A 24,957-nucleotide genomic window follows, 5' to 3' on the forward strand; every position below is an offset into this window, starting at 1 on the left:
TAATAATAATGATTAGCGTTATACCGGCGTCATCGGCCGAATGCCAATCGGTTTTTGCATGGACGGTGGCATTTGGGGCTGGCTTGCGGCAAACGTCGCTGAAAAACAGGGTTGGTCGCTTACGCATCCCCTCTCCCACTTGTGGGAGAGGGAAGAATGCCCCTCTGGCAATCGCTCATGGGCAGATACTTAGAAAGTGATATTCGTCCGCAGCCCCACCAGCCAGATGTTGTTGATTTTCTGGGTCGTGTCTTTCGGATTCAGGATGCCAGCGCCGGGGTTGAGCGTGTACTGGACATCGGCCTGCAGCTGCCACCACGGGGCGACCTGGTATTGGTAAGTCGCTTCCAGATAGGTTTCGCCGCTGCGCATCGGCAGCCCTTGGTCGGCATCGAATTCACGTGCATGGCTGCCCACACGCGCGTAACCCATGCCGAGCCCGGCAGTATCGCTATCGCGCCCTTCGAATGGCGCGGTCAGCGTCACACCGGCATTGGCGCTGAAGCTGATCACGTTGCGATCACCCGGTGCGCCCATGATCCGGGTAAACACATTCAACGTTCGGCTGCTGTCTTCACTCGGGCGCCAGATCATCTGGTCGGCTACGGCATACACGCTGTAGTTGCCGTGATGCTGCGCCGCGTTGCCGCTGCTGGCCGGGTCAGCGAGTGACAAACCACCGTCGTCATAACGCTGATCGGCAAAGCGCAGATTGTTGTACCAGAACCCCAGCTTGTAGTTGCCGGGCAGGCCACGCTTGCCGCCGGTTTCGATCTCGCCGGCCGCCGGCTGGTTGACGGCGTACTGCAGCTCGCCGATGAACAACTTGCCTTTGTGCGTGCTGAACGTGGTGCCGTGGGCATTCGCCAGCTGCGGGTCGGCATTGGTGCTGTCGCCGGCCGGGTTGCCGTCGAATATGCCGCCAAGCACGGTGAGCGAATCGGTCGGACGAGCACGTACTCGTACACCAATGCCGGACAAGGGATACGCAGGGCCACCGGACGGCATGTCAAAGGACGGCACGGCTGGCCAACCGAACATGGTGTTGATGAAGGTGCCGGCGTATTGGCTGACCATGAATTCCTGGTCGATGCTCTGCTGGCCGATCTTCACGTCGAGCTTGTCGTCGAGAAATTTCTGCTGATACCACAGCTCCCACAAGCGCGCGCCCGGATCGGCCTCGATGCCGCTGGCGGTCTGGATGGTGCCGAGGCTGCTGGAGCTCAGGTTCTGGCCGTGGATGTGCAGCACGCTCGCGTTGAAGTTGCCGCCCTGCCAGCCGAATGCCCGTTGGGTGTCGAGACCGACCGTCACGGTGGTCAGCCCGTTGTAGGCGTGGCTGCGCTCCATGCCGCCGCTGAGGTTGCCGAACACCTCGCTCGTCTCCGTCAGGCCCACGGTAACGCCGGAGCGCCACAACCAACTGCGCAGGCCACCGATATCACCCAGCATCGTTTGGCGATTCCAGAGACCGGTCCACTGATCAAGCGGCTTCGCCTTGATCGATTGATCCGCCTCCGGCAGATCGGCCGGGTTCACGTCGCTGTCAGCGAGCTGCTTGACTTCGGGAGCTGCTGACGTCGCAGCTTCAGCAGCAACGGCCGGATTCGCCCACATCCAGGTCGAAGCAAATGCCATTGCCAGCGCCAGCTTCAGTGCCCGCAGGGGAGGCAGCGAGCCGCCCTCACCGCATATACATCCTTGCGCCGGGCCAATACCAACGCCACCCGCCGTTTTTGAAAACCTTGCCACCTTTTCTCTCCCTGTTTGCCAGGCCGCACATGGCGTGCAGACCTCGCCGATCTGGCCGTTCGTGGTTCGCCCGAACTGCAAAACCACATTTTTTAAAATAAGAATTATTTCCATTCGCAATCGGCGCGATCTTAATCTGACTTCTCTTTCACCGTCAATATTGCCAACTACTTACCGTGAACTTCATCGAAAAAGTGGGATTTGGGGCAAAACGATCAGCACCCAAAGCATGGCGTTGCCAGGGAGGAACTTGCAAAATGAACAGCATGTGCTGCGTGCAGCAACAAAAAGGGCAAGCCGGTTGGCTTGCCCTTTTTGCCTGGCGATCCAGCGCTGCGGCTGGTATCCCCTAGCCCTGCCTGACTCGGCGCGGCTTAGTGATGATGGCCATGCGGACCATGTACATGGCCATGATCCAGTTCTTCTTCCGAAGCTTCGCGAACGTCGACCACCTTGGCCTTGAACACGATCTTCATGCCGGCAAACGGATGGTTGCCGTCGACAGTGACATTGCTGCCATCGACTTCAGTCACGCGGAACAACAGCACTTCGCCAGTGGCTTCGTCTTCGCCTTCAAACATCAGGCCAAGCTCAACCGGCATCGGGAACACGCTCTTGTCTTCGGTGCGCACGAGTTCTGGCTCGTAGTCGCCGAATGCGTCATCCGGCTCCATCGTGACTTCAACGGCATCGCCATTGGTCTTGCCATGCAGCGCTTCTTCAACCAGCGGCAGGATGTTGTCGTAACCACCATGCAGGTACGCAATCGGCTCTTCGGTCTTGTCGAGCAGTTTTCCTTCGGCGTTGAACATCTCGTAGTGGAGGGTCACAACGGAGTTTTTGGTGATTTGCATCAAGAGTTTCCTAGCTGTTTAACAAGAGAGAGCACTTCCGCGGCGTGCCCTTTCGGTTGGACATGGTAGAGCGCGTGGCGGATCACACCGGTCTTGTCGATGACGAAAGTAGAACGTTCAACGCCCAATTTTACCATGCCCTGCGCCTCCCACTCCTTGAGCGCGTGGTAACGGCGCGTGACTTCGCCTTCGGTATCGGACAAGAGATCGAATTCGAGGCCTTGCTCGTCGGCAAACACCTCGTGCTCCATGCAATCATCAAGGCTCACGCCCAGCACGATGGTGTCGTGCTCAAGAAAAGAGGAAGCCCGATCGCTGAACTCGACCGCTTCGATCACACCGCCAGGGGTGTGATCTTTGTTGAAGAAATACAGCACCACATGGCGCCGACCTAAAAAATCCCCAAGGCGGACCATTTCCATCCGCGCATCGGGCAGCTCAAAATCGGGTGCGGGCAGGCCTGGATTCAACATCGGCGTCTCCTCAGTTGGTGTGATAATGGAGGCACTCTGTTTCGGTTTTCTTTCTGCTTTTCTTTCTGATTTCCTATCTATATAGCGCGATGTCACTACAACTGCTCGGCGGCTTGAGTCCGCAACAATTCCTCGACGAATACTGGCAAAAAAAGCCGCTGCTGATCCGGCAGGCCGTCACCGATTTTCCGGAACTCATCGATCTGCCCCGCCTGATCGAACTCGCCCAGCGTGACGACGTGGAAAGCCGGTTGATCGAATTCAAGAAAAACCGCTGGCACATGGAGCACGGCCCTTTCCGCAAAGCGCGCTTCGACAAGCTACCAGAGAGTGACTGGACGGTGCTGGTGAGTAACGTCAACCAGCATGTCGACCATGTTTCCGAGCTGCTGTACCGCTTCAATTTCCTGCCCTATACGCGGCTGGATGACTTGATGATTTCGTATGCGCCAGAGGGCGGCTCTGTCGGCCCGCATTACGATTCCTATGATGTCTTCCTGTTGCAGGTGGGTGGCACAAAGCGCTGGCAGATTTCCAGCGACGACGCGGGCAACTTCATCGAAGACGCGCCGATCCGGGTGCTGAAGGACTTCGCCTCGGAACAGGAATGGGTACTGGAGCACGGTGACATGCTCTACCTGCCGCCCAAGTATGCGCATCATGGCGTGGCACTGACGCCGGGCATGACATATTCGATCGGTTTTCGCGCCCCGAAAACGCAGGAAATCGCCGGCCGCTTCCTGGAGTTCCTGCAAGACGAGCTGAAACTCGATGGCATGCTGTCTGATCCGGGCCGCAAAACAGTCGAACAGCCGGCTGAAATCGACGGCGACTTCAGCACCCGCATCAAGGCGATGCTGCAAGAAATCAGCTGGAATGACGACACCATCGGCCGCTTCATCGGTCAATACTTTACCGAGCCCAAGAACCACGTCGTTTATGATGCGCCAGACGAGCCGCTGGATTTCGACGAGTTTGCCGCTTCGGTTGCGCAACACGGCATCTCACTCGATCTGAAAAGCCAGATGTTGTTCGATGCCGAACATATCTATATCAATGGTGAGGCAGTCGACTGCGAGCCTGAAGCCATCGCAACGCTACGCGAACTGGCCAATCAGCGCAGTCTGCCAGCCGATGATTACGATGACAGCGTACTGGAGGTGCTCTATGCCTACTACGACTACGGTTACCTTCAACTGGCCGGCTGAAACGCCGCTCCGGTTTGATAGTTACGCCGACTATCGAGCCGGTTTTACCGCGCTACTCGGCCGCGCCAAACGCAGCCTGTGCTTGTTCGACGAAGATTTCCGCTCCGCCGAGCTGGGCAGCCGCAGCAACTGCGATCAGCTCTGGACCTTTCTGAGTGGCGGCGGGCAACTCACGCTGATCGCCTGCCGCCCGGAATACCTCGCCACTGAAGCCCCCCGTTTTATGCAATTGCGGGATCGCTTCGCCCAGCAAATGCAACTGCTGATCCTGAATGAAACAGCGGAAACGGATCACCAGGTCTTTGCCTTCGCTGATACGCAGGATTATCTGATCCGGCATCACAGTGATTGGGCACGCGGGGAGGCCGGCAGCAGTGCCGAGGTCGTTGCATATCTGCAACAAAAATTCGTGTGTTATCAAGCACAAAGCGAACCTGGCAGCGTGTGGCGACGCCTCGATATATAAGGATTTCCCCAGGGTTACATTCCGTTGCAATTGAATGCGCTGCAGCGCCGCGCGAGGCGGCGTTTTGACTAGCCAATCCGACAAAACGTGTTAGAATTCGCCCGGTCGGTCGTCAGTGATGTCAACCCGCTTACTATAAAAGCTATCGATCAATGGTCGATTGCCTTTGTTGCTTTTGGTCCTAACTTCATCCTTTAAAGGTAAAGAACAATGAAACAGTCTCTGCTCGTTGCTGCCCTGCTCGCTATCGCCCTGTCCGCTTGCGGCAAGAAAGAAGAGCCGGCTGCTGAAGCTTCCGCTCCTGCTGCTGCTGTTGAAGCTTCCGCTCCGGCTGCTGCCGCTGCTTCCGAAGCTGCTTCCGCTCCGGCTGAAGCTGCTTCCGGCGCTGCTGCTTCCGACGCTTCCGCTGCCAAGTAATTCAGGCACTAGCGTTCTCAAAAAGCCGACCATATGGTCGGCTTTTTGTTTTTCTGCCGTCAGTAAAGTCACGGCAAAACCACCCCTGCAATTCCTCTGAATTCCCCTGCTGACCCGCCATGTCCAGAACCACCCTGCTCCTGCCCCGCTGGCTGATCCCGATCGAGCCGCGCACTGTTCTTGTCGACCACGCCTTGGTCATCGAAGGCGACCGGATCGCCGCCATCCTGCCAGCCACCGAAGCCCGCGGCCGCTGGCCGCAAGCTGACGTCGTCAACTTGCCAGAACACGCCCTGCTCCCTGGACTGATCAACCTGCATGCCCATTCGGCCATGACGCTCTTGCGCGGCTATGCGGATGATCTGGCACTGATGACTTGGCTCAACGAGCATATCTGGCCGGCCGAAGGCAAGCACGTCAGCGACGAATTCGTGTTCGACGGCACGCAGCTCGCCATCGCCGAGATGATTCGCGGCGGCACCACCTGTGCCAATGATATGTACTTCCACCACGGCGCAGTGGCACGGGCGGCATTGACCACCGGGTTCCGCATGATGGTCGGCTGCTCGATTCTGGAATTCCCGACCCCCTACGCCCCCAACGCCGACGCTTATCTCCAGAAGGCCCTGGCCTGCATCGACGAATTCCGTGGCGAATCGCTGGTGGGCTTCACGCTCGCCCCGCATGCGCCCTATACGGTCAGCGATGCCACCTTCAGCCGCGTGATCACGCTGGCGGATGAGCTGGGCATCGGCATTCACTGCCACATCCACGAAACGCAGGATGAGATCGCCGACAGCCTCAAGCAACACGGCGTGCGGCCGCTGGAACGGCTCGCCAACCTCGGCTTGTTGTCTGGCCAGCTGATCGCCGCGCACATGGTGCACATGACGGATGCGGAAATCGCCCTCGTCGCCAGGCGCGGCGCGCATATCGCCCACAACCCGGCATCGAACCTGAAACTCGCCTCCGGCTTCGCCCGCGTGGCCGATCAGCTCGCCGCCGGCATCAATGTCGGCATCGGCACCGATGGCGCAGCGAGCAACAACAAGCTGGATATGTTTGCCGAGCTGCGCCTCGCCGCCTTGCTGGCCAAAGGCCAGAGCAGCAATCCGGAAGCGCTGCCCGCATGGCAAGCGCTGGAAATGGCGACGATCAACGGCGCCAAGGCGCTGGGCTGGGATGAGCGGATCGGCAGCCTCAAGGCCGGCAAGCAAGCCGACGTCATTGCCGTCGACCTCTCGGCGCTCGGCACACAACCGTGCTTCGATCCGGTCTCGCACTTGGTTTATGCTGCAGATCGCAGCCAGGTCAGCCATGTCTGGATCAACGGCGAGCAACAACTGGATAGCGGCGCCTTTACCCGCATCAAACAGCCGCAGCTGGTCGCCGATGCCCGCCGCTGGCAAAACCGCATTGCCGCCTCGTCAACCCAAAGTGAGTGAAAACATGGAACTCGAAGTACCGAGCCGTGAAAACCAATCCCGCCTGAACAGCTTTGTTGCCGTCTCCGTCGTGATCCTCTCCGTCTGCATGGCCTTCGGCAAGATCAAGGACGCCAACATCGTGCAGGGCATGCAACAGGCCCGTTCCAGCAGCATCGACCTGTGGAACGAATACCAGGCCAAGAAGCTGAAGATCTATATCGAGGAAGGCGCGCAAAGCAATGCGCAAATCGCCGCCCGGCGCGGCGACCCTGATGCCCCCAAGCAAATCGAAGTCGCGCAGCAACGCATCGGCAAGCTCAGCCAGGATGCGGATAAATTGATGAAGCAAGCCCGCGGCGCCGAGCACGAATACGAAGCACTCGACTACCGTCACGACCAGTTCGACCTCACCGAAGCGCTATTTTCCATCGCGATGGCGGTGGCAGCCATGGCCACGTTGACCGACAAATTCTGGATGCTCGGCTTGTCCTGGTTTTTTGCCTTTGGCGGACTGGTATTCGAAGTCGCCGGTTTTGCCGGCTGGGCGCTGCACCCGGACTGGATCATCAAGTTCCTCACTTGATAGCCGCCACAACGGCAAACACTCGGGTGGCGGATGGTCGGGGTAAACTAGCGGTTTGTTGTTTCCGGACCGCCGTACCATGACCGAATCCGCCACGCTCAACGCCGACCAGGCCGAACTCGCCAAATTCTCCGCCCTTGCCCACAAGTGGTGGGACAAAAGCAGCGAATTCAAACCGCTGCACGAGATCAACCCGCTGCGTCTGGGCTTCATCCAGAACCACGTTGAATTGACCGCCAGCAAAGCGCTCGACGTCGGTTGCGGTGGCGGCATTCTGGCCGAAGCACTGGCGCAATCCGGCGCACAAGTCACCGGCATCGACCTGGCCGAGAAATCCCTCAAGGTCGCCCAGCTCCACCTGTTCGAATCTGGCCTATCGGTCAATTACCGTTGCGTGACCGTCGAAGCCTTGGCCGAAGAAGCCCCGGAAAGCTACGACGTCGTCACCTGCATGGAAATGCTCGAACACGTCCCCTCCCCCGCCAGCATCGTCGCCGCCTGCGCGCGGCTGACCAAGCCGGGTGGTTGGCTCTTTTTTTCCACGCTTAACCGCAATCCGAAGAGCTACGCGCTGGCCGTACTTGGTGCCGAATACATACTGGGCATGCTGCCACGTGGTACGCATGACTACGCCAAGTTCATCAAACCGTCCGAGCTGGCCCGCATGACCCGCACCGCCGGGCTGGAAACGGTCGAACTGACCGGCCTCACCTACAACCCGATCAGCAAGGTTTACGCACTCGGCAGCGATGCCGACGTGAACTATCTGGTTGCCTGCCGGAAGCCCGCATGAGCCGCCCGATCAAAGCAGTCCTGTTCGACCTCGACGGCACCCTTGCCGACACTGCCCCCGATCTCGGTGCGGCGCTCAACAAGCTGCTGACCGAAGAAGGCCGACCGATCCAGCCTTACTCCGCCATCCGACCCATCGCCAGCCACGGCGCACGCGGCCTGATCGGACTGGGCTTCGGCGTCACCCCGCAAGACGCCGCGTTTACCGGCCTGCGTGAACGCTTCCTCGCGCATTACGAAGCCGCGCCGTGCGATGCCACCAAGTTATTCGAAGGCATCGCCGAGCTGATCGAAGCCATCGCCGCACGCGGTCTGGCCTGGGGCATCGTCACCAACAAGCCGATGAAGTACACCGACTTGCTACTGCCTCAATTGCCGCTGCCGATCCCGCCCGGCGTGGTCGTCTCCGGCGATACGGTCGGCGTGCCCAAGCCCGACCCCAAACCGATGCTGCACGCGGCATCCATGCTTGGTATCGATCCGACGCATTGTGTTTACGTGGGCGATGCCGAGCGCGATATCGAAGCCGGCCGCAAGGTCGGTATGCGCACCGTGCTGGCCGACTACGGCTACATCGCCGCCACCGATGCGCCGGGTGAATGGGGTGCCGATCTGCGCATCAGCTACCCACTGGAATTGCTGCTTCACCTACCGTCCTAGCGCTTGGTCTGCACTCAGCGATTGACGTCCACCACATACCGCCCCACATGCCGGCCAGCGATGATCTCGCCGGCCGCACCAATCACCTCGTTCAAACCAATCTCGGCAATCATCGGCGCCAGCAGTGCCGGATCCAGATCCTGCGCCAAGCGATCCCACGCCGACTGCCGGATCGCCAGCGGCGCAAAGACGCTATCGATGCCGGCCAATGTCACGCCACGCAAAATGAAAGGCGCAACCGTGGACGGAAAGTCCATCCCCTGCGCCAGTCCGCAAGCCGCCACCACGCCGCCGTAACGCACTTGCGCGCAGACATTCGCCAGTGTGTGGCTGCCAGCGGTATCGATTGCGGCCGTCCAACGCTCTTTCTGCAGTGGCTTGCCAGCTGCAGCAAACTCACCCCGATCAATGATATGCGTCGCCCCCAGCTGTTGCAGGTACTCGACCGAAGTCAGCTTGCCGGTCAGCGCCGCGACTTCGTAACCCAACTTCGCCAACAGCAGGATCGCCACTGACCCCACCCCGCCCGTGGCACCGGTCACCAGCACCACACCATTTCCCGGCTCGATACCATGCCTTTCCAGCGCCTGCACGCACAGCATCGCCGTATAGCCGGCGGTACCCAGCGCCATCGCTTCGCGTGCAGAGAACGCAGCAGGTTTATGGACCAGCCCGCCAGCCGGCAAGCGAGCCACTTGCGCCAATGCGCCCCAACGCGTTTCCCCCACACCCCAGCCGTTGAAGATCACCGCATCGCCGGGCTGAAAATCCGGATGATCGGATGCGGTGATCGTGCCGGCAGCATCCACACCAGGCACCATCGGCCACGCCCGCACCACCGGGCCACGGTTGGTGATGGCCAACGCATCCTTGTAATTCAACGTGGAGTATTCAACCGCCACGGTCACATCGCCCGACGGCAGTTGCGCTTCGCTGATCGGCTTTACCGTGGCGGAAAAACCCGACTCGCTCTTATCCAGCAAGATTGCTTCAAACATCACCCCTCCCGTTTTGCTGCATTGCCGCCGCAGTGGCCAACAACGTTAAAGTAGCCCACCAGCATATCCTGAACCCACCCCACGACGATTGCGATGAACCTGTACCTACGCTTGATCTGGCTGTTACTCACCGCCCGTTTCCGCCCCCGCTGCCAGCTGATCGGCCCATGCCGCACGCCCATGATCGTGCTGCCCAACGATCTGGATTTGTATTGGCACGTGAACAATGGCCGCTACTTCACCATGCTCGATCTGGCCCGCACCGATCTACTACTGCGCTCCGATATGTTCGGCAAAGTGAACAAGGCCGGCTGGTTCGCCGTGGTCGCGATGGAGATGATGCACTTCCGCAAATCGCTCAAACTCTGGCAGCGCTTCGACATCGAAACCCGCACGCTAGGCTGGGACGAAAAATCGGTCTTCCTGGAACAACGCATCATGATCGGCGATGACGTCTACGGCGTCGCCGTCATCCGCGTGCGCTTTCTGCGCCGCAGTGGCGGCTCCGTCCCCACGACCGACCTGCTGGCATTGGCCAGCCACACCGCCCCCGCGCCAACACTGCCGCAATGGCTGATCGACTGGGGCGACGGCCTGACCGAGCTGCCCTGATTCGACTGAAGACCCCCTGCGGGCGTATACTGGCGTTTGCATCATCTGGGGGCGCCATGGTTTCGACGGGGGTTTCAAAGCGGATGAGGGCATGCCGGGGTCTCAGAAGCCCGTAAATCACTGAAAAATGTTAGTCGCAAACGACGAAACTTACGCTCTAGCTGCTTAATCGCGCTGGACTCTGCACTACTTCTCCCAATGGGTAGGCTAGGCAACTAGCAGCAGAGTCATTTAGTTGGGATCGCTTTTGGCCGGGTCACTTGGTCAGAGGCTAAATCTAAGGTGACTCGCCCGAGACAAGCCCGCCGGTCGGCTCGTTAAAGGTTAAATCCAGTTGGCCTGGCTAAGCATGTAGAACTCTTCGTAGAGGGCTTTCGGACGCGGGTTCGACTCCCGCCGCCTCCACCAACAAAGCAAGGCCCGTTGAGAAATCAACGGGCCTTTTCTTTGCCTGTCGTTTCTCGACTTGGCGCATCAAGCTGTTAGCGATCATAAACACCCGTGACCTGCGCTTGATTTTCAAACTGGCAACAAGTTGTTCCGAAAATTCAGCAGATCATGATTTTCGCGTAAAGTTGACGCTATCTGGCTTAGGGTTTTGGTCTGTGGTCGCTACCAGCAACTTTGATTTCCTTGCAGAACATTCACCGTTATTTCTGCAGCTCGCAACAACGGCCGAGCGGGTCTTTGCCAGCGATCCAAATACGACGCTCATCAAGCTGCGCCAACTTGGCGAGGCGCTGGCGCAAGATTTGGCTGTGCGCAGCGGCATTCAGTTCGAGCCTGGCTTGGCGCAGAACGATCTGCTCTACAAACTCAACCGCGACATCGGGCTGGAGTCGGAAATCCGTACGCTGTTTCACACGCTGCGTATTGAGGGCAACCGCGCCACGCACCAGTTCCAAACCCGGCACAAAGAAGCCATGGATGGCCTCAAGGTCGCCCGTGCTCTGGCCATCTGGTATCACCAGTCGTTTGGTAAACAAGGCACGACATTCAAACCGGGGCCGTTTGTTGCGCCGGCAGACCCGAGCGCCGAGCTGCGCCAACTGCAGCAGCAAATCAAACAGCTGAGCGCCGAACTGACCGATACCAGGCAGACACTCGAGAGCAATCAACAGCTGGCCACGCTGATTGAGAGCGAAAAAGAACAGTACGCCGTGTTGGCCGAACAAATGGATGCCGAAGCACGTATTTTCGAGAACATCGCCCGCGAGCACGAAGCCGGGCTGCAAGCGGCCCGCGATGACTTCGCCCGGCAGATCGGCGAGCTGCAGCAAGCCAATCAGCAACACGCAGCCCAGCAAGCGCGCCAGAAAACGACCGCCGCCAGCAAAAACCTGCATCTGAGCGAAGAGCTCACCCGCATCATCATCGACCAACAATTGACCGCGGCTGGCTGGGAAGCCGATAGCCAAACAAAAACCCATGCACAGGGTGCACGCCCTGAGCTCGGCAAGAACAAGGCGATCGCTGAATGGCCCTGCGCCGGCAAGCAAGCGGCCGACTATGTGCTGTTCGCCGGGCTAACGCCGATGGCAGTGGTCGAAGCCAAGCGAGAGAACGTCAATGTCGCCGGCAAGATCGGCCAGGCCGAGCGTTATAGCCAGGGCTTTCGCCTGGATGCCGGGCACCAGTCCGCCTGGGGGCTCAATGGCCTTGCAGACGCCTGGCCGGATGGCACCGCAGCGTCTTTCAATATTCCCTTTGTCTATTCCTGCAATGGCCGGCCGTATTTCAAACAGCTCGCCGAGCAAAGTGGGACGTGGTTTCGCGATGTGCGCCAGAAGGCCAACTTGGCCCGGGCGCTGGCCGATTTTCACCGGCCGGATGAATTGCTGGATTTACTCAAGCGCAGCCGCGCAGCAGCCGAAAAAAAGCTGCGGCAGGAAGGCTTTGCCTACCTGAAAGTACGCGATTACCAACAAAAAGCCATCGAGGCCGTTGAAGCGGCGCTGGCGGAAAATCGCCGCACCGCCCTGCTCGCCATGGCAACGGGCACCGGCAAGACCCGGACCATCATCGGCCTGATCTATCGCTTTCTGAAAGCCGAACGCTTTCGCCGCATCCTGTTTCTGGTAGATCGCACCGCGCTGGGCGTTCAGGCGTTCGATGTCTTTAATGAAGCGCCGCTGGAGCAAGGCTTGCCGTTATCCAAGGCCTACAACATTGCCGACCTGGGCGATATGGCGGCCGAAGCCGAAACACGCGTACAGATCGCCACGGTGCAGGCCATGGTCAAGCGCGTGCTGTCGTCGGATAACCCGCCGGGCGTGGGCGAATTCGATTGCATCATCATTGACGAAGCCCACCGTGGTTATACGCTCGACCAAGAAATGACCGAGGGCGAACAAGCCGTGCGGGACGAGGCGCAATACCTGTCGCGTTACCGCCAGGTGCTCGATTACTTCGATGCGGTCAAAATCGGGCTGACCGCCACGCCGGCAAAACACACCAGCGATATTTTCGGCAAACCGGTTTACACCTACAGCTACCGTGAAGCCGTTGCCGATGACTGGCTGATCGATCACGAGCCACCTATCCGCTATCAAACGCAGCTTTCCCGGCATGGCATCACCTTCAGCAAGGGCGAGGCCGTTTCTGTCGTGGATACCGATACTGGCCTGATCGAAACCGCCGAACTCGACGATGAACTCAGTTTCGAGGTCGAAAGCTTCAACCGCCGCGTGATCACCGAAGATTTCAACCGCGTGATTTGCGAAGCGCTGGCGCATGAGATCGACCCGCTCGGCGAAGAAAAAACCATGATCTTCTGCGCCACCGATGCGCATGCCGACATGGTCAAGCGCCTGCTGGATGAAGCATTCAAGGCGGTGTACGGCGACGCCTACGACGAAGCCGCCGTGCGTAAAATCACCGGCACATCGGACAACGTGGGCCAACTGATAAAGCGTTACAAGAACGAACGCTTTCCCAGTATTGCAATCACCGTCGACCTGCTCACCACCGGCATTGACGTGCCGCCGATCTGCCACCTCGTGTTCCTGCGCCGCGTGCGTTCGCGCATTCTTTATGAACAAATGATCGGCCGCGCCACCCGCCGCTGCGACGAGATCGGCAAAACCGTGTTCAAGATTTATGACCCGGTCGACATCTACGCCGCGCTGCAGGGCGTCAATACCATGCAGCCGCTGGTGAAAGACCCGAATGTCACGCTGGATCAGCTGATCGACGAACTGCACCACCCGGCCAGTTACACCACCCAAGGCATGATCGACGGCCAAACCCACGCCGATGACGTGCTGGCCGCAGTCAGCCAGAAAGTCATGCGCGTGCTGCGCAAAGCACACAACAAGGCTGAAAAACGCCCGGACGTGCGCGAAAAACTGGCCGGACTGGAACAGCAATGGGGCGTTGCGCCCGAAAAACTGCACCTGCACCTGCGCGAACTTGGCCCGCGTGGCGCTGCGGACTTTGTGCAGCAACACCGCCGGTTGCTGCAGCAACTCGACGAAGTGCGCCAGTTGATCGGCACCGACTACCGCCCACTGATTTCACAACACAAAGACGAATTGCTGTTGCGCGAACAAAGCTATGGCGATTACTACAAACCGGCCGACTACCTCGAAAGCTTCAAGGACTTCATCGGCCGTTCACTCAACCAGTCCGCAGCGCTCGCCGTAGTGGTCAATCGCCCCAAAGACCTGACCCGCGCCCAGCTCAAGGAAGTACGCCTGCTGCTTGATGAGCACCATTTCAGCGAGGCCAGCCTGAAAGCGGCATGGCGCAACGCCACCAACCAAGACATCGCCGCCGGCATCATCGGCTATATCCGCCAAGCCGCCCTCGGCGAGGCGCTGCTGCCGTTCGAACAGCGCGTCACCAACGCCATGGCGCATATCTATGGCCTGACGCAATGGACGCCGGTACAGCGCCGCTGGCTGGATCGGCTGGCCAAACAGCTCACGCACGAAGTCGTGATTGATGCCGCATTCGTCAATCAAACCTTCGCCACGGACGGCGGCACCGCGCAGCTGAACAAGATACTCGGCCATCAACTGCCGCAAGTGCTAGAAACGCTGGCTGAATCCCTTTGGCCACAAACGGCATGAGTCCCCGCGACATGAGCCGATTGGCGGGTGTATTCGACTCACCAACCGGGTCAACACGCCACCCAAGTTAATACATCACTCGGCACTATTTTATTTTTCGACGCAAGTTAAAATAGCGCCTCGACTTAATTTAACTTGGCAGGAAACAGCATGGAGCGAGGACACACCGGTGTGTGGGTGCCCAGTATCGCGGGGGGCGTTACATGCCGCGCCTTTGTGCCCGACCCCTTGCCGCCATCCCCGCCGCTGGCGATCGAGGCCAAGCTGCAATCGCGCCTCAACGATGCGCTGCTTGCTCTTGGCCGGCTTGACGCCATCAGCACCCTACTGCCCGACGCCAAACTGTTTCTCTACAGCTACGTACGCAAAGAAGCAGTCATGTCGTCACAGATCGAAGGCACGCAGTCGTCGCTCAGCGATCTGATGCTGTACGAAATGGAAGGCCACCCCGGCGTACCGATGGACGACGTGCAAGAAGTCTCTTGCTACGTGAAGGCACTCAGCCTTGGCGTGCAACGCATCCGCGAAGGCCAGCCCATCAGCTACCGGTTGCTGTCCGAAGTCCACGCCGCGCTGATGACCTCTGGCCGAGGCATTCAGCGCGGCCCTGGCGAATTCCGTCGCAATCAGGTCTGGATTGGCGGCCACCGAGCCGACGAAGCCACCTTTGTGCCGCCGCCCGCCAATCAACTTGCCGATTGCTTCGCTGCGCTCGAACGCTTCATCAACGACGCCGACAGCCACACCGCCCCCGTCATCAAGGTGGCGCTGGCGCATGTGCAGTTCGAAACCATCCATCCCTTCACGGATGGCAATGGCCGGTTGGGCCGGTTGCTGATTCCGTTGATTCTGGTTGAAGCGGGTGTACTGAAAGAGCCATTGCTTTACCTCTCGGTATTCTTCAAGCAATACCGGCAAAGCTATTACGAACTACTCCAGCAGGTGCGCACGCATGGCGACTGGGAGGCATGGTTGCTGTTCTTTGTCGATGCCATTGCCGCCACCGCCAACCAGGCCGTCAGCACCGCCCAGCAACTTACGCAAATACTGGCGCAAGACAAAATGCGGCTCGCCGCACTAGGCCGCTTGGCAGGCTCCGCCATACAGGTACTCGATGCCTTGTTCGCGCATCCCATCGCCAATGTCAACGCGTTGACCCAATCCACCGGCCTCACGCCCGCCACCATCGGCAAAGTGCTCGATGCACTGGAAAGCCAGCTTGGCATCGTGCACGAGCTCACCGGCCACAAACGCAATCGGGTGTATGCCTACACGGCCTATATCGCCCTGCTGAATCAGGAAACCGCATGACCAACAACGACATCGTCCAGAAACTCTGGAACCTCTGCGACGTGCTGCGCGACGACGGCATCAACTACAGCGATTACGTCACCGAGCTGGTGCTATTGCTGTTTATCAAGATGGAACATGAAAATGCCCAAAGTGGCGTGCTGTCCGCGCACAAGCTGCCCGACTACGCCCGCTGGGACGTCTTCACCAACCTATCCGGCGTCAACCTGCTCAACGACTACCGCAGCACCCTGCTCAAGCTCAGCCAGCATACCGATCCGCTGATTTCCGCCATCTACGCCGACGCGCAGACTCGATTGAGAGAGCCGCGCCACCTGGAACAACTGATCAAATCGCTCGACGGCATCGACTGGTTCTCGGCACAAAAAGACGGCCTGGGCGACCTCTACGAAGGCCTGCTGGAAAAGAACGCCACCGAGACCAAATCCGGCGCCGGCCAATACTTCACCCCGCGCCCACTGATCGACAGCATCATCGCGCTGGTGCAACCGCAAGCCGGCGAGACCATTCAAGACCCGGCAGCCGGCACCGCCGGCTTTCTGATCGCCGCCGACGCCTACATCAAGGCCAACACTGACGATCTCTACGATCTGGATGCCAAAGCACAAGCCTTCCAGCGCAACCAGGCCTACCTGGGCATGGAACTCGTCCCCGACACACGCCGCCTGGCGCTGATGAACTGCCTGCTGCACGGCATGGAAGGCGACGAGCAAGGCGTCATCCACCTTGGCAACACCCTCGGCAGCGCCGGCAGCCAGCTCCCCCACAGTGACATCATTCTCAGCAACCCGCCATTCGGCACCGCCAAGGGCGGCGGCATGCCAACGCGCGACGATCTCACGTTCGACACCAGCAACAAGCAGCTCGCCTTCCTGCAACACATCTACCGCCGCCTCAAAGACGGCGGCCGGGCCGCCGTGGTGCTGCCGGATAACGTGCTGTTTGAAGCCGGCATCGGCGCCGACATCCGCCGCGACCTGATGGACAAATGCAATCTGCACACTATCCTGCGCCTGCCCACCGGCATCTTCTACGCGCAGGGCGTGAAAACCAACGTGCTGTTCTTCAGCAAAATCAGCGATGCCGCCACCGCCAGTACGCAAAACGTCTGGGTCTACGACCTGCGCGCCAACATGCCCAAGTTTGGCAAACGCACCCCGTTTACCCGTGCCCATTTCGCTGATTTCGAAGCCGCCTACGCGCCCCTCGTCCCTTGCGGAAAAGGGGCTGGCGCAGAGGGGCACGAACCGCACGGCCCGCGCACCGACCAAGGCGACACCGGCCGCTTCCGTGTATTTGATCGTGACTGGATACGCGAGCGCGGCGATAGCCTGGATATTTCATGGCTGAAAGACGACAACACCGAAGATGCGGCTGATTTGCCGGAACCAGCGGTATTGGCGCGAGAAGCGATAAGCGAATTGACTGGCGCGCTGGCAGAATTGGAAGCGATTTTGGCGGAATTGGGTGAAGAGGTAGGGGGATGAGTCAGTTGCCGAAGGGATGGGCATTTAGCAGCATCGCTGAATTAGGTGGTTTAGTAGGTGGCAAAACACCAAACAAATCGGACAGCAGTTTCTGGGCGTCTGGAAATGTGCCCTGGGTTTCACCTAAAGATATGAAAGTATTCAATTTAACGAGCTCAGAAGACAAGATAACCGATGCGGCCCTGACAAGAGGCGGCATGTCATTACTGCCGACCCAAAGTGTTTTAATGGTTACACGAAGCGGAATTCTGTCACACACCTTTCCCGTAGCAATTACAGGCATTCCTGTGACAATTAATCAGGACATTAAAGCTTTCGTACCCCGGCTAGAAGTACATACCAAATATTTTGCATATCACTTAACGTCACTTAAATCCCAAATTCTAAATACATGTAGTAAAGAAGGGACGACAGTTGCTAGTGTTGAAACAGCGAAGCTTGAAAAGCTGCCAATTCAGCTTGCTCCCCTCCCCGAACAAAAACGTATCGCCGACAAACTCGATGCCACGCTTGCTCGCGTCGATGCCTGCCGCGAACGGCTGAACCGCATCCCAGCCCTGCTCAAGCGCTTCCGCCAATCCGTCCTCGCTGCGGCTACCAGCGGCCAGCTCACGGTTGATTGGCGAGAGAAAAACATCGCCTCTGAAGGAGAAAGTAATCTCCATTTAACTAAGGGAAACAAGGTAGGTTGGGCTGACGAAGGAAGCCCAACAGACGCGGATACCAATGGTGAACGTTGGGCTTCGCAAACTCAGCCCAACCTAGGAGCCAATACCAATACTAATAACGACATTACAGTTTCGGAGTCCAGACCGCGTGCTTTAACGCAATTCAGAGGCAGGAATTTAACGGAACTTCCATTTGATTGGGCTTGGCGAGAATTTACTGATGTAGCTTTCGTGGCATCAAATTTGCAAGACCCTAATTTAACACCCAATGCATTTCACATTGCGCCAAATCACATCGAGACCGGAACCGGCCGTTTGCTCGAATATACAACGATAGAAAATGATAGGGTGACGAGCGCAAAGCATCATTTCAGATCAGGTCAAATACTTTATTCGAAAATTCGTCCGAATTTGTGCAAGGTTGTAATTGTTAACTTTGAGGGGCTATGCAGCGCAGACATGTATCCAATAGACGCAAAAATATCAACAAAATACCTATTTTATTGGATGCTTTCCGAGAAATTTACCGACTGGGCTTCAAATGCAGAAAGTCGAACTGTATTGCCGAAAATTAATCAGAAGGACTTAGGCATAATCCCGGTTCCTGTTCCAACAAATCCAGAACAACACGAAATCGTCCGCCGAGTAGAAACCCTCTTCGCCTTCGCCGACCGTCTCGACGCCCGCCTCACCGCCGCGCAAACCGCCGCCGAGCGCCTGACGCCTGCGCTGCTCGCCAAAGCCTTCCGTGGTGAATTGGTGCCGCAAGACCCGAACGACGAACCGGCCAGCGAACTGCTCAAGCGCCTCGCCGCCCAGCGCGATGCAGCCCCAAAAGCGAAGCGCGGCCGTAAGACAGCTGCATGATTCAAATCGTGGGCAGGCAACAGCGTTGGCGCCTGCCTCGCCGGATCAGCCTTTCGGCTTGATTCACGCACCACCTTGCGTTGCGCATCGGCCCTCTCCTGCCCAGCCCCTCCTTGCCGAAACACCCGTCACCGCGCCCCTCAGCATCACGCCGCACCGCCAATCTCCGCACCCACATCTGACTCACCAAGCAAACCATTCGTCATAAAAATTGTGCAAAGCACCAAGAAAACCACGAATACCAGCTTAACTAACCATTAATTTTCATCGCCAACACAGCGAAGCCATCTTCCCTCGAGCTGTACGACTTGAGCCAAATCGCAACTCTGTTTGCCGATGAATAGGGATCGGCTTGCCTGCGCAAACCGAGCCACCGACGGGGCCAGATGCCGTGTCATCGCGTGGCCCGATTTTTTTCGCACACACTCAAGGAGACAGCCATGATCGTCGAGATGCAACTGAAGTCGGAGCCCATCAAACGCATGGTGCGCAATGCGGTCAAGGCCGCGCGGATTTGTACGACGGAGTCGCAAGCGGGTTATTACCTCGACCATATCAGCGTCGGCCAACCAACACTGAGCGCGTCTGATGCCACCTCGCTGTTGGCCGGCACAGGCGGGTTCCAGACCAAGACGCTGCAAATTCACCAGCCGGCCGATGCCTTTCTGGTACAGCTTACTGATTTACAGAACACCCCTGATTTTGCCCCGGTCGATCCGGCGCACCTCACGGCGGCATCGGTCGATATCGTCATGGCCGTCACCTTGTCGATTCACCCGAGCGGGCCCAAGAAGGGGCAGCCGCGCTTCTCGGTCGCGCTGGTCGGCGTCAATGGCACCAACACCTTTGGCAACATCCTCGCCCCGCAGCTGCAAGGGCAGGTGCAGTTCAACCAAGGGGCGGATCTCGATCTCGCCGCGCTGACGGCACTCACGCAAACCGCCCCCAAGCCGATCATTAATTGCGGCGTGGCGGCGTCCAGTGATGGCTCGCACATGTCACTGCGTTTCGAGATGGGCGATACGCCGATTCTGTCCGCCGCCGACTGGACTGCCTTCATGGCTGGCGGCATTTCGGATCGGCTTGGCGCGCTCGACTGGAGCATCTTTGTCGATGCGCAATCGCTGGATGACGCGCTGGCCAGCCAGATGAACAACGCGATCAAAGGCACGTTCGACCAAATCAATTCCGGCCCCACGGCCACCTGGGAGCCCATCGGCCCCACTCCCGGCTTTGCCATGCAGCACGTCGAAGCCGATGCCACCATCTTCAACGCCTGTACCGGCCTGTTCGGCCCGGTCGATATGAGCTTCACCCTCGATCTCGACCTCACCATTACCCTGCCGCAGCCAAATGTCATCCGCGTGGATGCCGCCGTCGATTGGCACGGCAACAAGTGGACCGAATTCTGGTGTGCCTTCTCGGAAATCGTCGCCGGCCCGGCGCTGTTCGCCCTGTTCCCCGACCAAGGTCACTCGTGGGTTGGCGGCGTGATGGCGTTCAATCCGCTGGGGCCGATCGGCAACCTTGCGCTGGTCATCTGGGCCTTCAATAGCGATACGGTGACGGGCCTGGTGTTGCCACCGATCAGTGGCTTCACCAAGATCGACGACACGCATTACCGCTCCGAAACCGTCTTTACCGCCCCTGCCGGCTTGCCTGTTACCGGCATGAAACTGACCAGCATCAATGGCAGCGCGGACGGCATCGTGCTCGGCGGCACGCTCGATCCGGTGATCGAACTCAACGATCCGGTGCTGTCGATCAAATCCTGGTCGGATACCGGCTTCGGCTGGGTCAACCCCGATCCGTGCAACCAGTTCGGGCAGCAACTGCAGGCGCAAATCCTGTTCGACGAATCGCCCTACTACCTCTTCATGTGCCCGCCCGTCTTTCTGAGCGGCGACGACCCGGCGAACGAATATGCGAACTCCATCGCCGAGTGGGATCAGAAAGGCATCGAATTCGTGCTCAACACCATCAACCCCGGTTTCGCGCCCGGCTATGACTGCAAGGTGCTGCTGCTCACCACCGGCGGCGCGCGCTACATCCGCCTGACCAAGCCGGCCTCCTTGCAACCCTTCGCCTCCCCGGAGGATCAACTCAAATACGAACTTGGCGTGATCGCCTTCCGTGCGACCAATTGCTACAAGGCGACCTCGATCTGGGGCTCGCTTGGTATGTACAACCCGCATTGGTCGGTCGATCCGGAAGTCGTGATCGGGCAGCCGGCGGAGCAGGTTGAGCATGGCTGGTCATTCGCCGTGGCCGGGCTGGAAGCCGGCGAACACGTCGCCATCGTCGATGGGGCAGGCACCACGCTCGTCACCGGCATTGCCAGCCCACAAGGTGTCATGACGCTCGATGCGTTGACCAAGCCGGTGGCATTCGGTAGCACCGAATTAAGCGTGCAGCGCGGCGGCAAGGGCATGTCGGCGGATGAATACAACCAGCGCCTTAAAGCACTCATGAACGGGCCGGCGCTGGAAAACAAAGGCACCTTCGCGCACCGGCAAACCCTGCTCAACCGGGTCGGCTCCGTCACTCTGCCGGCCGCCCTCACGGCGCAAGCGATCATCGGCACCGCCAAAGCACCGCAGCTCGTCACCATCGCCGGCGGCGTTTTGCGTCGGCATGATCTGCACGTGCCAGCCCGGCCCAGACAACTTGAAGAGCGCAACGTACCGGGGCTGCACGGCGTGGTGCAATCACGCGGACAACTGCTCGGCTTCGGCGATTTCGGGCTGGCGAACCTCGCCAAGGTCGATATCGCACCGATTTGGCGTACCCCCGTCATCGATGCCGTGGCAATCGGCGACAGGATCATCGTGCTCGATCGCCAAGGCATTACCGTGCTCGACGAAACAGCTACCGTGCTCACGCGTGCACCACTCGAAGGCGGCCAATCGCTGACCGCGTCCGGGCGCTTCATCGTGGTCGGGCTGGGCAACTCGGTGGTCGCATTCGAACGCCGGCGTGGCGATCGATTCGACCGCTTTGGCTCGCTCGCCATCGATGCCAGCGGCGGTGTCGCACCGGCAGAAGCACTCGGCGCTCGTGGCGCGGTGTATGTGCGCGGGGACAAGAGTAGCGCTTTGGTCACGCTCACTGCCAAAGGCTCCTTGCAGCAGACCGCCACTTACCCCGGCCACCCGTGGTTCGCCGGCTCTGCCGCCGATGGCACGTTGCTGGCCCGTCGCAGTGCAACCGGCACCGCTGCCGAGATCGTACGCGTGGAGCAATCGCGCCTGTACGGCACCTGCGACGGTCATGATTGCAAGCACGAGCAGTGCTGCGGGGCGAGTGCTGGGGCGGGGAAAGTTCGATTGCCGAAGGTGGCTGGGCGCTGACGCGATCTTGTTCGCGCCATAATGCTTGTAGAACAGTGGGCCGGAGCGATCCGGCCCATTTTTTGGGTGATCGTTTAGCGGCTGCTTGGGGCTTTCACGATTAAACAGCTATCGCCACAAGATGGCGTTGGGTAGGTTGGCGTTGAGCGCAGCGAAGCCCAACATTTGCTATGCATGAACCATTGTTGGGCTTCATTTCATTCAACCCAACCTACACGCTCGCCCCTACTGCCTATGATTTTGCAATGGAATCTTTATACTCACCAGCGATTGGCGCGCTACATTTCGGCAATGAATAACCATACTGAATGCAATTGAGCAAAGACTGGACGGCCAAATCGAGTTCATCCTGATTACACCAATACTCCTTGATGAAACCATATTGCTCATAACTTGAAACATTAAACCCATCTTCAATATCGTTAAACCAGATGACAAACTGCCCCAGAATGGCAACCACCCAGAAGCCGCCTCCCAAATTTCCATAAGGGGACTGCTGCCACTTCACCGGGGTGATTTTAATCACCTCCCATAGCCGTAGCTGCGCCGGATTCATCTCGGATTCCGCACAGATGATCTTGTCCCAAATTTTTGATTCTGAAATTGGTTGCCAACTCATGCTTGCCTGCGCCTAACAGTTATTCTCACATTGTTTAGTCTCGACTCCGCAGTACCCATCAACACTTGAAATCAATCAACCCAGAAAACAACGCAATCACCACACCCAAAAAGCCCCCCAATACCAAACCGGTCGCAACGATAGCAACCTTCAGCAGAATCGAAACAAACAGCGGCAGCCGCGTGGGCGATTGAGGAGTCTCGCCGCTAGCCAGGGCATCGGCAGAAGCATCCGGGGTGGGTGAAATCGGCGCGGTCATTGTGTTTCCAATGTTTGGGCGCGTTGGGCGATGCGCTGGGTGATGGCTGTATCCAGATCATCCGCTGATTGCCCGCTGGCTTTTACTGCGGCGAGGATCGCTGCAGCATCAAGACCGCCGGGGCGCGATGCCTCAACCAGGCTCCATGTCCGTGCTGCGCGGCGGCCACTGCGGCAATACAGCAGAATCGGGCGAGGGCTGGTTGAAAGCGCCTTGTCCAATGCAGCAACGGCGGCATCCGGGATATCGCCGTGGGGCACCGGCACATAGGCAAAGGTTACGTTGTTGGCACGGGCGGCGGATTCGACTGTTGCTGCGGCAGGCTGATCCGCCGCTTCACCATCAGGGCGCAAATCAATGATGGTTGCGAAGCCTTGTGCCTTGAGTTGAGGCACCACATCGAGCTTGAGCTGCTCGGTCACCGAGATATCCGTCGTCAGATTGTTGATCTTGATCTGGGGCGGTTGCGTCCATCGGCTGTAAACCTGCATGCCCAGCACAATAAAGACCCCGAGCAAGACGGAGAGGCCAAAAATCCACTTGTTGCTGCTAATGATTACTTTCATGCTGAATTCCGTTATTGAGATAAGCAGATGTGGCCATAGTCATCGGCAATCGTCAGCTGAGAGTTTTACCACAAGATTTTCTTTCGCGCGGTTCAAACCAATCAAATACTTTGATGAAATACCTACGAATTCCTTTGTGTGTGGTTGTTTGCAATAAAATCCAAGTATCATGCTTTTCAACTCTAACTGCATGGCAGGCAAAAATTCTTCCGCCACCTCCGCATCAACATGTACCTTGGATACAAAGGTTCGCCCTTCAAGCTTGATGGACTCAAGTGTAGTTTTATCTCCGAGAACAAGCGGGATTTTCTTTTTTATTCCATCAGCAATCTGGTTAAGCACTTTATCAAGACGCACATCATCCTTGAGTAACTGATCCCAAGGCGTCACTTTCCCCTTGATTTTTTCAAGCTTGATCGGCCCAAAAAATCGCGAGTCCAGGGATTCGTACCGGTTATCACCCAGAACAAAATAGTCATTTTCTGACAGTAGACCCTCACCCATTTCATTCTGCTTCGAGAAAACAGGGGAATCTTGAATCGAAGCAATATACTCCCGAGATCTCGGAAGAATATAGGCTTCTTCTATTTTTGACCCACTTATATATACCGAGGCATTCTTTATGCTTATTTTTTCCCCAGGCACCCCAACCACTCGCTTGATATATAGCGTCTGCTCATTTTCTGGCGAATAAAAAACAACGATATCCCCTCTTTGCGGCTTTTCGTTGTCTTGATATTTATTGACGACAACCAGCGTATCCTTTTTGATCGTGGGCTCCATTGAGGAAGCAGGACTAGAGAAAAACTCTGGCGCATCCGTCGTTTCAGCCGAAGCAATCGCAAGCAGGTTGGTCATCAGCAAGATGGCTAAGAAAATAAGTCTTGGCATGGGTATGGCAGCTGAACATGGATGGGGTAGCAGTATTCCAGAAGATAATAGACACCCCCAAGCAGTCGCGTTGCAACAAAAAAGCCAGCACTCTTTCAAGCACTGGCCTTTCCCCACTTAAATACCGCCTACTGTAGTGGTTCAATTTCCCCGGACACCTCAATAGGTGGTAAATCCACCTTCTGAGGGAAATGAATCAATGACACAAACACGCAGAACCTTCGACAGCAGCTTCAAGCTGCAAGTCGTCAAGATGATCAAAGACCAAGGGCTGAGCGTGGCACAGGTCTGCCGAGATATGGGGCTGGGCGAGACCAACGTACGCAAATGGCTCAAGCAGTTTGAGGCCGAGCAAGCCGGTCAGCCTGGACCAGGACTGCCGCTGACGGCCGAGCAACAACGCATCCGGCAGCTGGAAGCCGAGAATCGCCAGCTGCGCCAGGACAACGACATCCTAAAAAAAGCATCGGCCTTCTTTGCCCGAGAACTGAAGTGAGCCACCGGCTGGTTCAGTTGCTGCAACAGGAGGCCGTCCCGATTCGTCAGGCCTGCCACCTGCTGGGCATCAGCCGCTCCGGCTATTACGAAGCCCGGCAGCGGCAGCTGCAACAGCCCGTGGTGTGC

General features: G+C 58.1%; 22 protein-coding genes and 1 other RNA gene. 15 read left to right on the plus strand and 8 right to left on the minus strand.

Annotated elements, in window-relative coordinates; all coding sequences use genetic code 11:
• Positions 1 to 189 precede the first annotated feature (189 nt).
• The 3 genes from BR41_RS20000 to BR41_RS20010 form a co-directional block, all read right to left on the minus strand.
• Complete coding sequence (locus BR41_RS20000) at positions 190 to 1,638, minus strand: carbohydrate porin (RefSeq protein ID WP_084187447.1); 1,449 nt, start codon at positions 1,636 to 1,638, stop codon at positions 190 to 192.
• Positions 1,639 to 2,126: 488 nt separating this feature from the next.
• Positions 2,127 to 2,606 carry an FKBP-type peptidyl-prolyl cis-trans isomerase gene (locus tag BR41_RS20005; protein WP_035060678.1) on the minus strand — a complete coding sequence of 160 codons (480 nt, stop codon included), beginning with the start codon at positions 2,604 to 2,606 and terminating at the stop codon, positions 2,127 to 2,129.
• On the minus strand, positions 2,606 to 3,079 hold the full coding sequence (locus BR41_RS20010; protein ID WP_035060680.1) for a peroxiredoxin: 474 nt from the start codon (positions 3,077 to 3,079) through the stop codon (positions 2,606 to 2,608). Before BR41_RS20010 ends, BR41_RS20005 begins: the two co-directional genes overlap by 1 nt.
• 89 nt (positions 3,080 to 3,168) lie before the next feature.
• Between BR41_RS20010 and BR41_RS20015 the strand changes: the two genes are divergently transcribed.
• The 7 genes from BR41_RS20015 (at position 3,169) to BR41_RS20045 (ending at position 8,632) form a co-directional block, all read left to right on the plus strand.
• Positions 3,169 to 4,287 (plus strand): cupin domain-containing protein, encoded by a 1,119-nt coding sequence (locus BR41_RS20015; RefSeq protein WP_035060682.1) that lies wholly within the window; start codon positions 3,169 to 3,171, stop codon positions 4,285 to 4,287.
• On the plus strand, positions 4,247 to 4,753 hold the full coding sequence (locus BR41_RS20020) for a DUF7931 domain-containing protein (protein ID WP_035060684.1): 507 nt from the start codon (positions 4,247 to 4,249) through the stop codon (positions 4,751 to 4,753). Before BR41_RS20015 ends, BR41_RS20020 begins: the two co-directional genes overlap by 41 nt.
• A gap of 210 nt (positions 4,754 to 4,963) precedes the next feature.
• Positions 4,964 to 5,170 carry a hypothetical protein gene (locus BR41_RS20025; RefSeq protein ID WP_035060686.1) on the plus strand — a complete coding sequence of 69 codons (207 nt, stop codon included), beginning with the start codon at positions 4,964 to 4,966 and terminating at the stop codon, positions 5,168 to 5,170.
• Positions 5,171 to 5,289: 119 nt separating this feature from the next.
• A complete protein-coding gene (locus BR41_RS20030) occupies positions 5,290 to 6,615 on the plus strand; it encodes a TRZ/ATZ family hydrolase (RefSeq protein WP_035060689.1) in 1,326 nt (441 codons plus the stop codon).
• A 4-nt stretch (positions 6,616 to 6,619) separates the two neighbouring features.
• Entirely contained in the window at positions 6,620 to 7,180 is a 561-nt protein-coding gene (locus BR41_RS20035) for a DUF4337 domain-containing protein (protein WP_035060691.1), read from the plus strand.
• Positions 7,181 to 7,259: 79 nt separating this feature from the next.
• Positions 7,260 to 7,973, plus strand: a complete 714-nt coding sequence (gene ubiG / locus BR41_RS20040; protein WP_035060694.1) for a bifunctional 2-polyprenyl-6-hydroxyphenol methylase/3-demethylubiquinol 3-O-methyltransferase UbiG — start codon at positions 7,260 to 7,262, stop codon at positions 7,971 to 7,973.
• A complete protein-coding gene (locus BR41_RS20045) occupies positions 7,970 to 8,632 on the plus strand; it encodes an HAD family hydrolase (protein WP_035060695.1) in 663 nt (220 codons plus the stop codon). Before ubiG ends, BR41_RS20045 begins: the two co-directional genes overlap by 4 nt.
• A gap of 14 nt (positions 8,633 to 8,646) precedes the next feature.
• Here the strand turns inward: BR41_RS20045 and acuI are convergent, their stop codons facing one another.
• The gene (gene acuI / locus BR41_RS20050) at positions 8,647 to 9,630 is read right to left on the minus strand and encodes an acrylyl-CoA reductase (NADPH) (RefSeq protein WP_035060697.1); all 984 of its coding nucleotides are present in this window, start codon (positions 9,628 to 9,630) and stop codon (positions 8,647 to 8,649) included.
• Positions 9,631 to 9,723: 93 nt separating this feature from the next.
• On the opposite strand from acuI, the gene BR41_RS20055 reads away from it, so the two are divergent.
• From BR41_RS20055 to BR41_RS20085, 7 genes are all read left to right on the plus strand, one after another.
• Positions 9,724 to 10,242, plus strand: a complete 519-nt coding sequence (locus BR41_RS20055) for an acyl-CoA thioesterase (RefSeq protein ID WP_035060698.1) — start codon at positions 9,724 to 9,726, stop codon at positions 10,240 to 10,242.
• 47 nt (positions 10,243 to 10,289) lie between these two features.
• Positions 10,290 to 10,650: a transfer-messenger RNA gene (gene ssrA / locus BR41_RS23820) on the plus strand.
• A 197-nt stretch (positions 10,651 to 10,847) separates the two neighbouring features.
• Entirely contained in the window at positions 10,848 to 14,315 is a 3,468-nt protein-coding gene (gene hsdR, locus BR41_RS20060; RefSeq protein ID WP_035060700.1) for a type I restriction-modification system endonuclease, read from the plus strand.
• Positions 14,316 to 14,465: 150 nt separating this feature from the next.
• Positions 14,466 to 15,626, plus strand: a complete 1,161-nt coding sequence (locus BR41_RS20065) for a Fic family protein (RefSeq protein WP_035060702.1) — start codon at positions 14,466 to 14,468, stop codon at positions 15,624 to 15,626.
• Entirely contained in the window at positions 15,623 to 17,113 is a 1,491-nt protein-coding gene (locus BR41_RS20070; protein WP_035060705.1) for a class I SAM-dependent DNA methyltransferase, read from the plus strand. The genes BR41_RS20065 and BR41_RS20070 overlap by 4 nt, the downstream gene beginning before the upstream one ends.
• Positions 17,110 to 18,648 carry a restriction endonuclease subunit S gene (locus BR41_RS24385; RefSeq protein WP_156970819.1) on the plus strand — a complete coding sequence of 513 codons (1,539 nt, stop codon included), beginning with the start codon at positions 17,110 to 17,112 and terminating at the stop codon, positions 18,646 to 18,648. The genes BR41_RS20070 and BR41_RS24385 overlap by 4 nt, the downstream gene beginning before the upstream one ends.
• Before the next feature lie 440 nt (positions 18,649 to 19,088).
• On the plus strand, positions 19,089 to 21,998 hold the full coding sequence (locus BR41_RS20085) for a hypothetical protein (RefSeq protein WP_035060710.1): 2,910 nt from the start codon (positions 19,089 to 19,091) through the stop codon (positions 21,996 to 21,998).
• A gap of 232 nt (positions 21,999 to 22,230) precedes the next feature.
• Here the strand turns inward: BR41_RS20085 and BR41_RS20090 are convergent, their stop codons facing one another.
• From BR41_RS20090 to lepB, 4 genes are read right to left on the minus strand one after another with little or no spacing between them, the layout of a single operon-like run.
• Complete coding sequence (locus BR41_RS20090; protein ID WP_035060713.1) at positions 22,231 to 22,617, minus strand: hypothetical protein; 387 nt, start codon at positions 22,615 to 22,617, stop codon at positions 22,231 to 22,233.
• A 58-nt stretch (positions 22,618 to 22,675) separates the two neighbouring features.
• Entirely contained in the window at positions 22,676 to 22,876 is a 201-nt protein-coding gene (locus tag BR41_RS20095; protein WP_035060715.1) for a hypothetical protein, read from the minus strand.
• Entirely contained in the window at positions 22,873 to 23,442 is a 570-nt protein-coding gene (locus BR41_RS23245) for a protein tyrosine phosphatase family protein (RefSeq protein ID WP_051711454.1), read from the minus strand. The genes BR41_RS20095 and BR41_RS23245 overlap by 4 nt, the downstream gene beginning before the upstream one ends.
• A gap of 39 nt (positions 23,443 to 23,481) precedes the next feature.
• Entirely contained in the window at positions 23,482 to 24,300 is an 819-nt protein-coding gene (gene lepB / locus BR41_RS23250) for a signal peptidase I (protein WP_169741338.1), read from the minus strand.
• A 232-nt stretch (positions 24,301 to 24,532) separates the two neighbouring features.
• Between lepB and BR41_RS20110 the strand changes: the two genes are divergently transcribed.
• Entirely contained in the window at positions 24,533 to 24,829 is a 297-nt protein-coding gene (locus BR41_RS20110) for an IS3 family transposase (protein WP_035060718.1), read from the plus strand.
• The last annotated feature ends 128 nt before the right edge of the window (positions 24,830 to 24,957 follow it).

Source organism: Andreprevotia chitinilytica DSM 18519, from assembly GCF_000711875.1.
Lineage (GTDB): Bacteria > Pseudomonadota > Gammaproteobacteria > Burkholderiales > Chitinibacteraceae > Andreprevotia > Andreprevotia chitinilytica.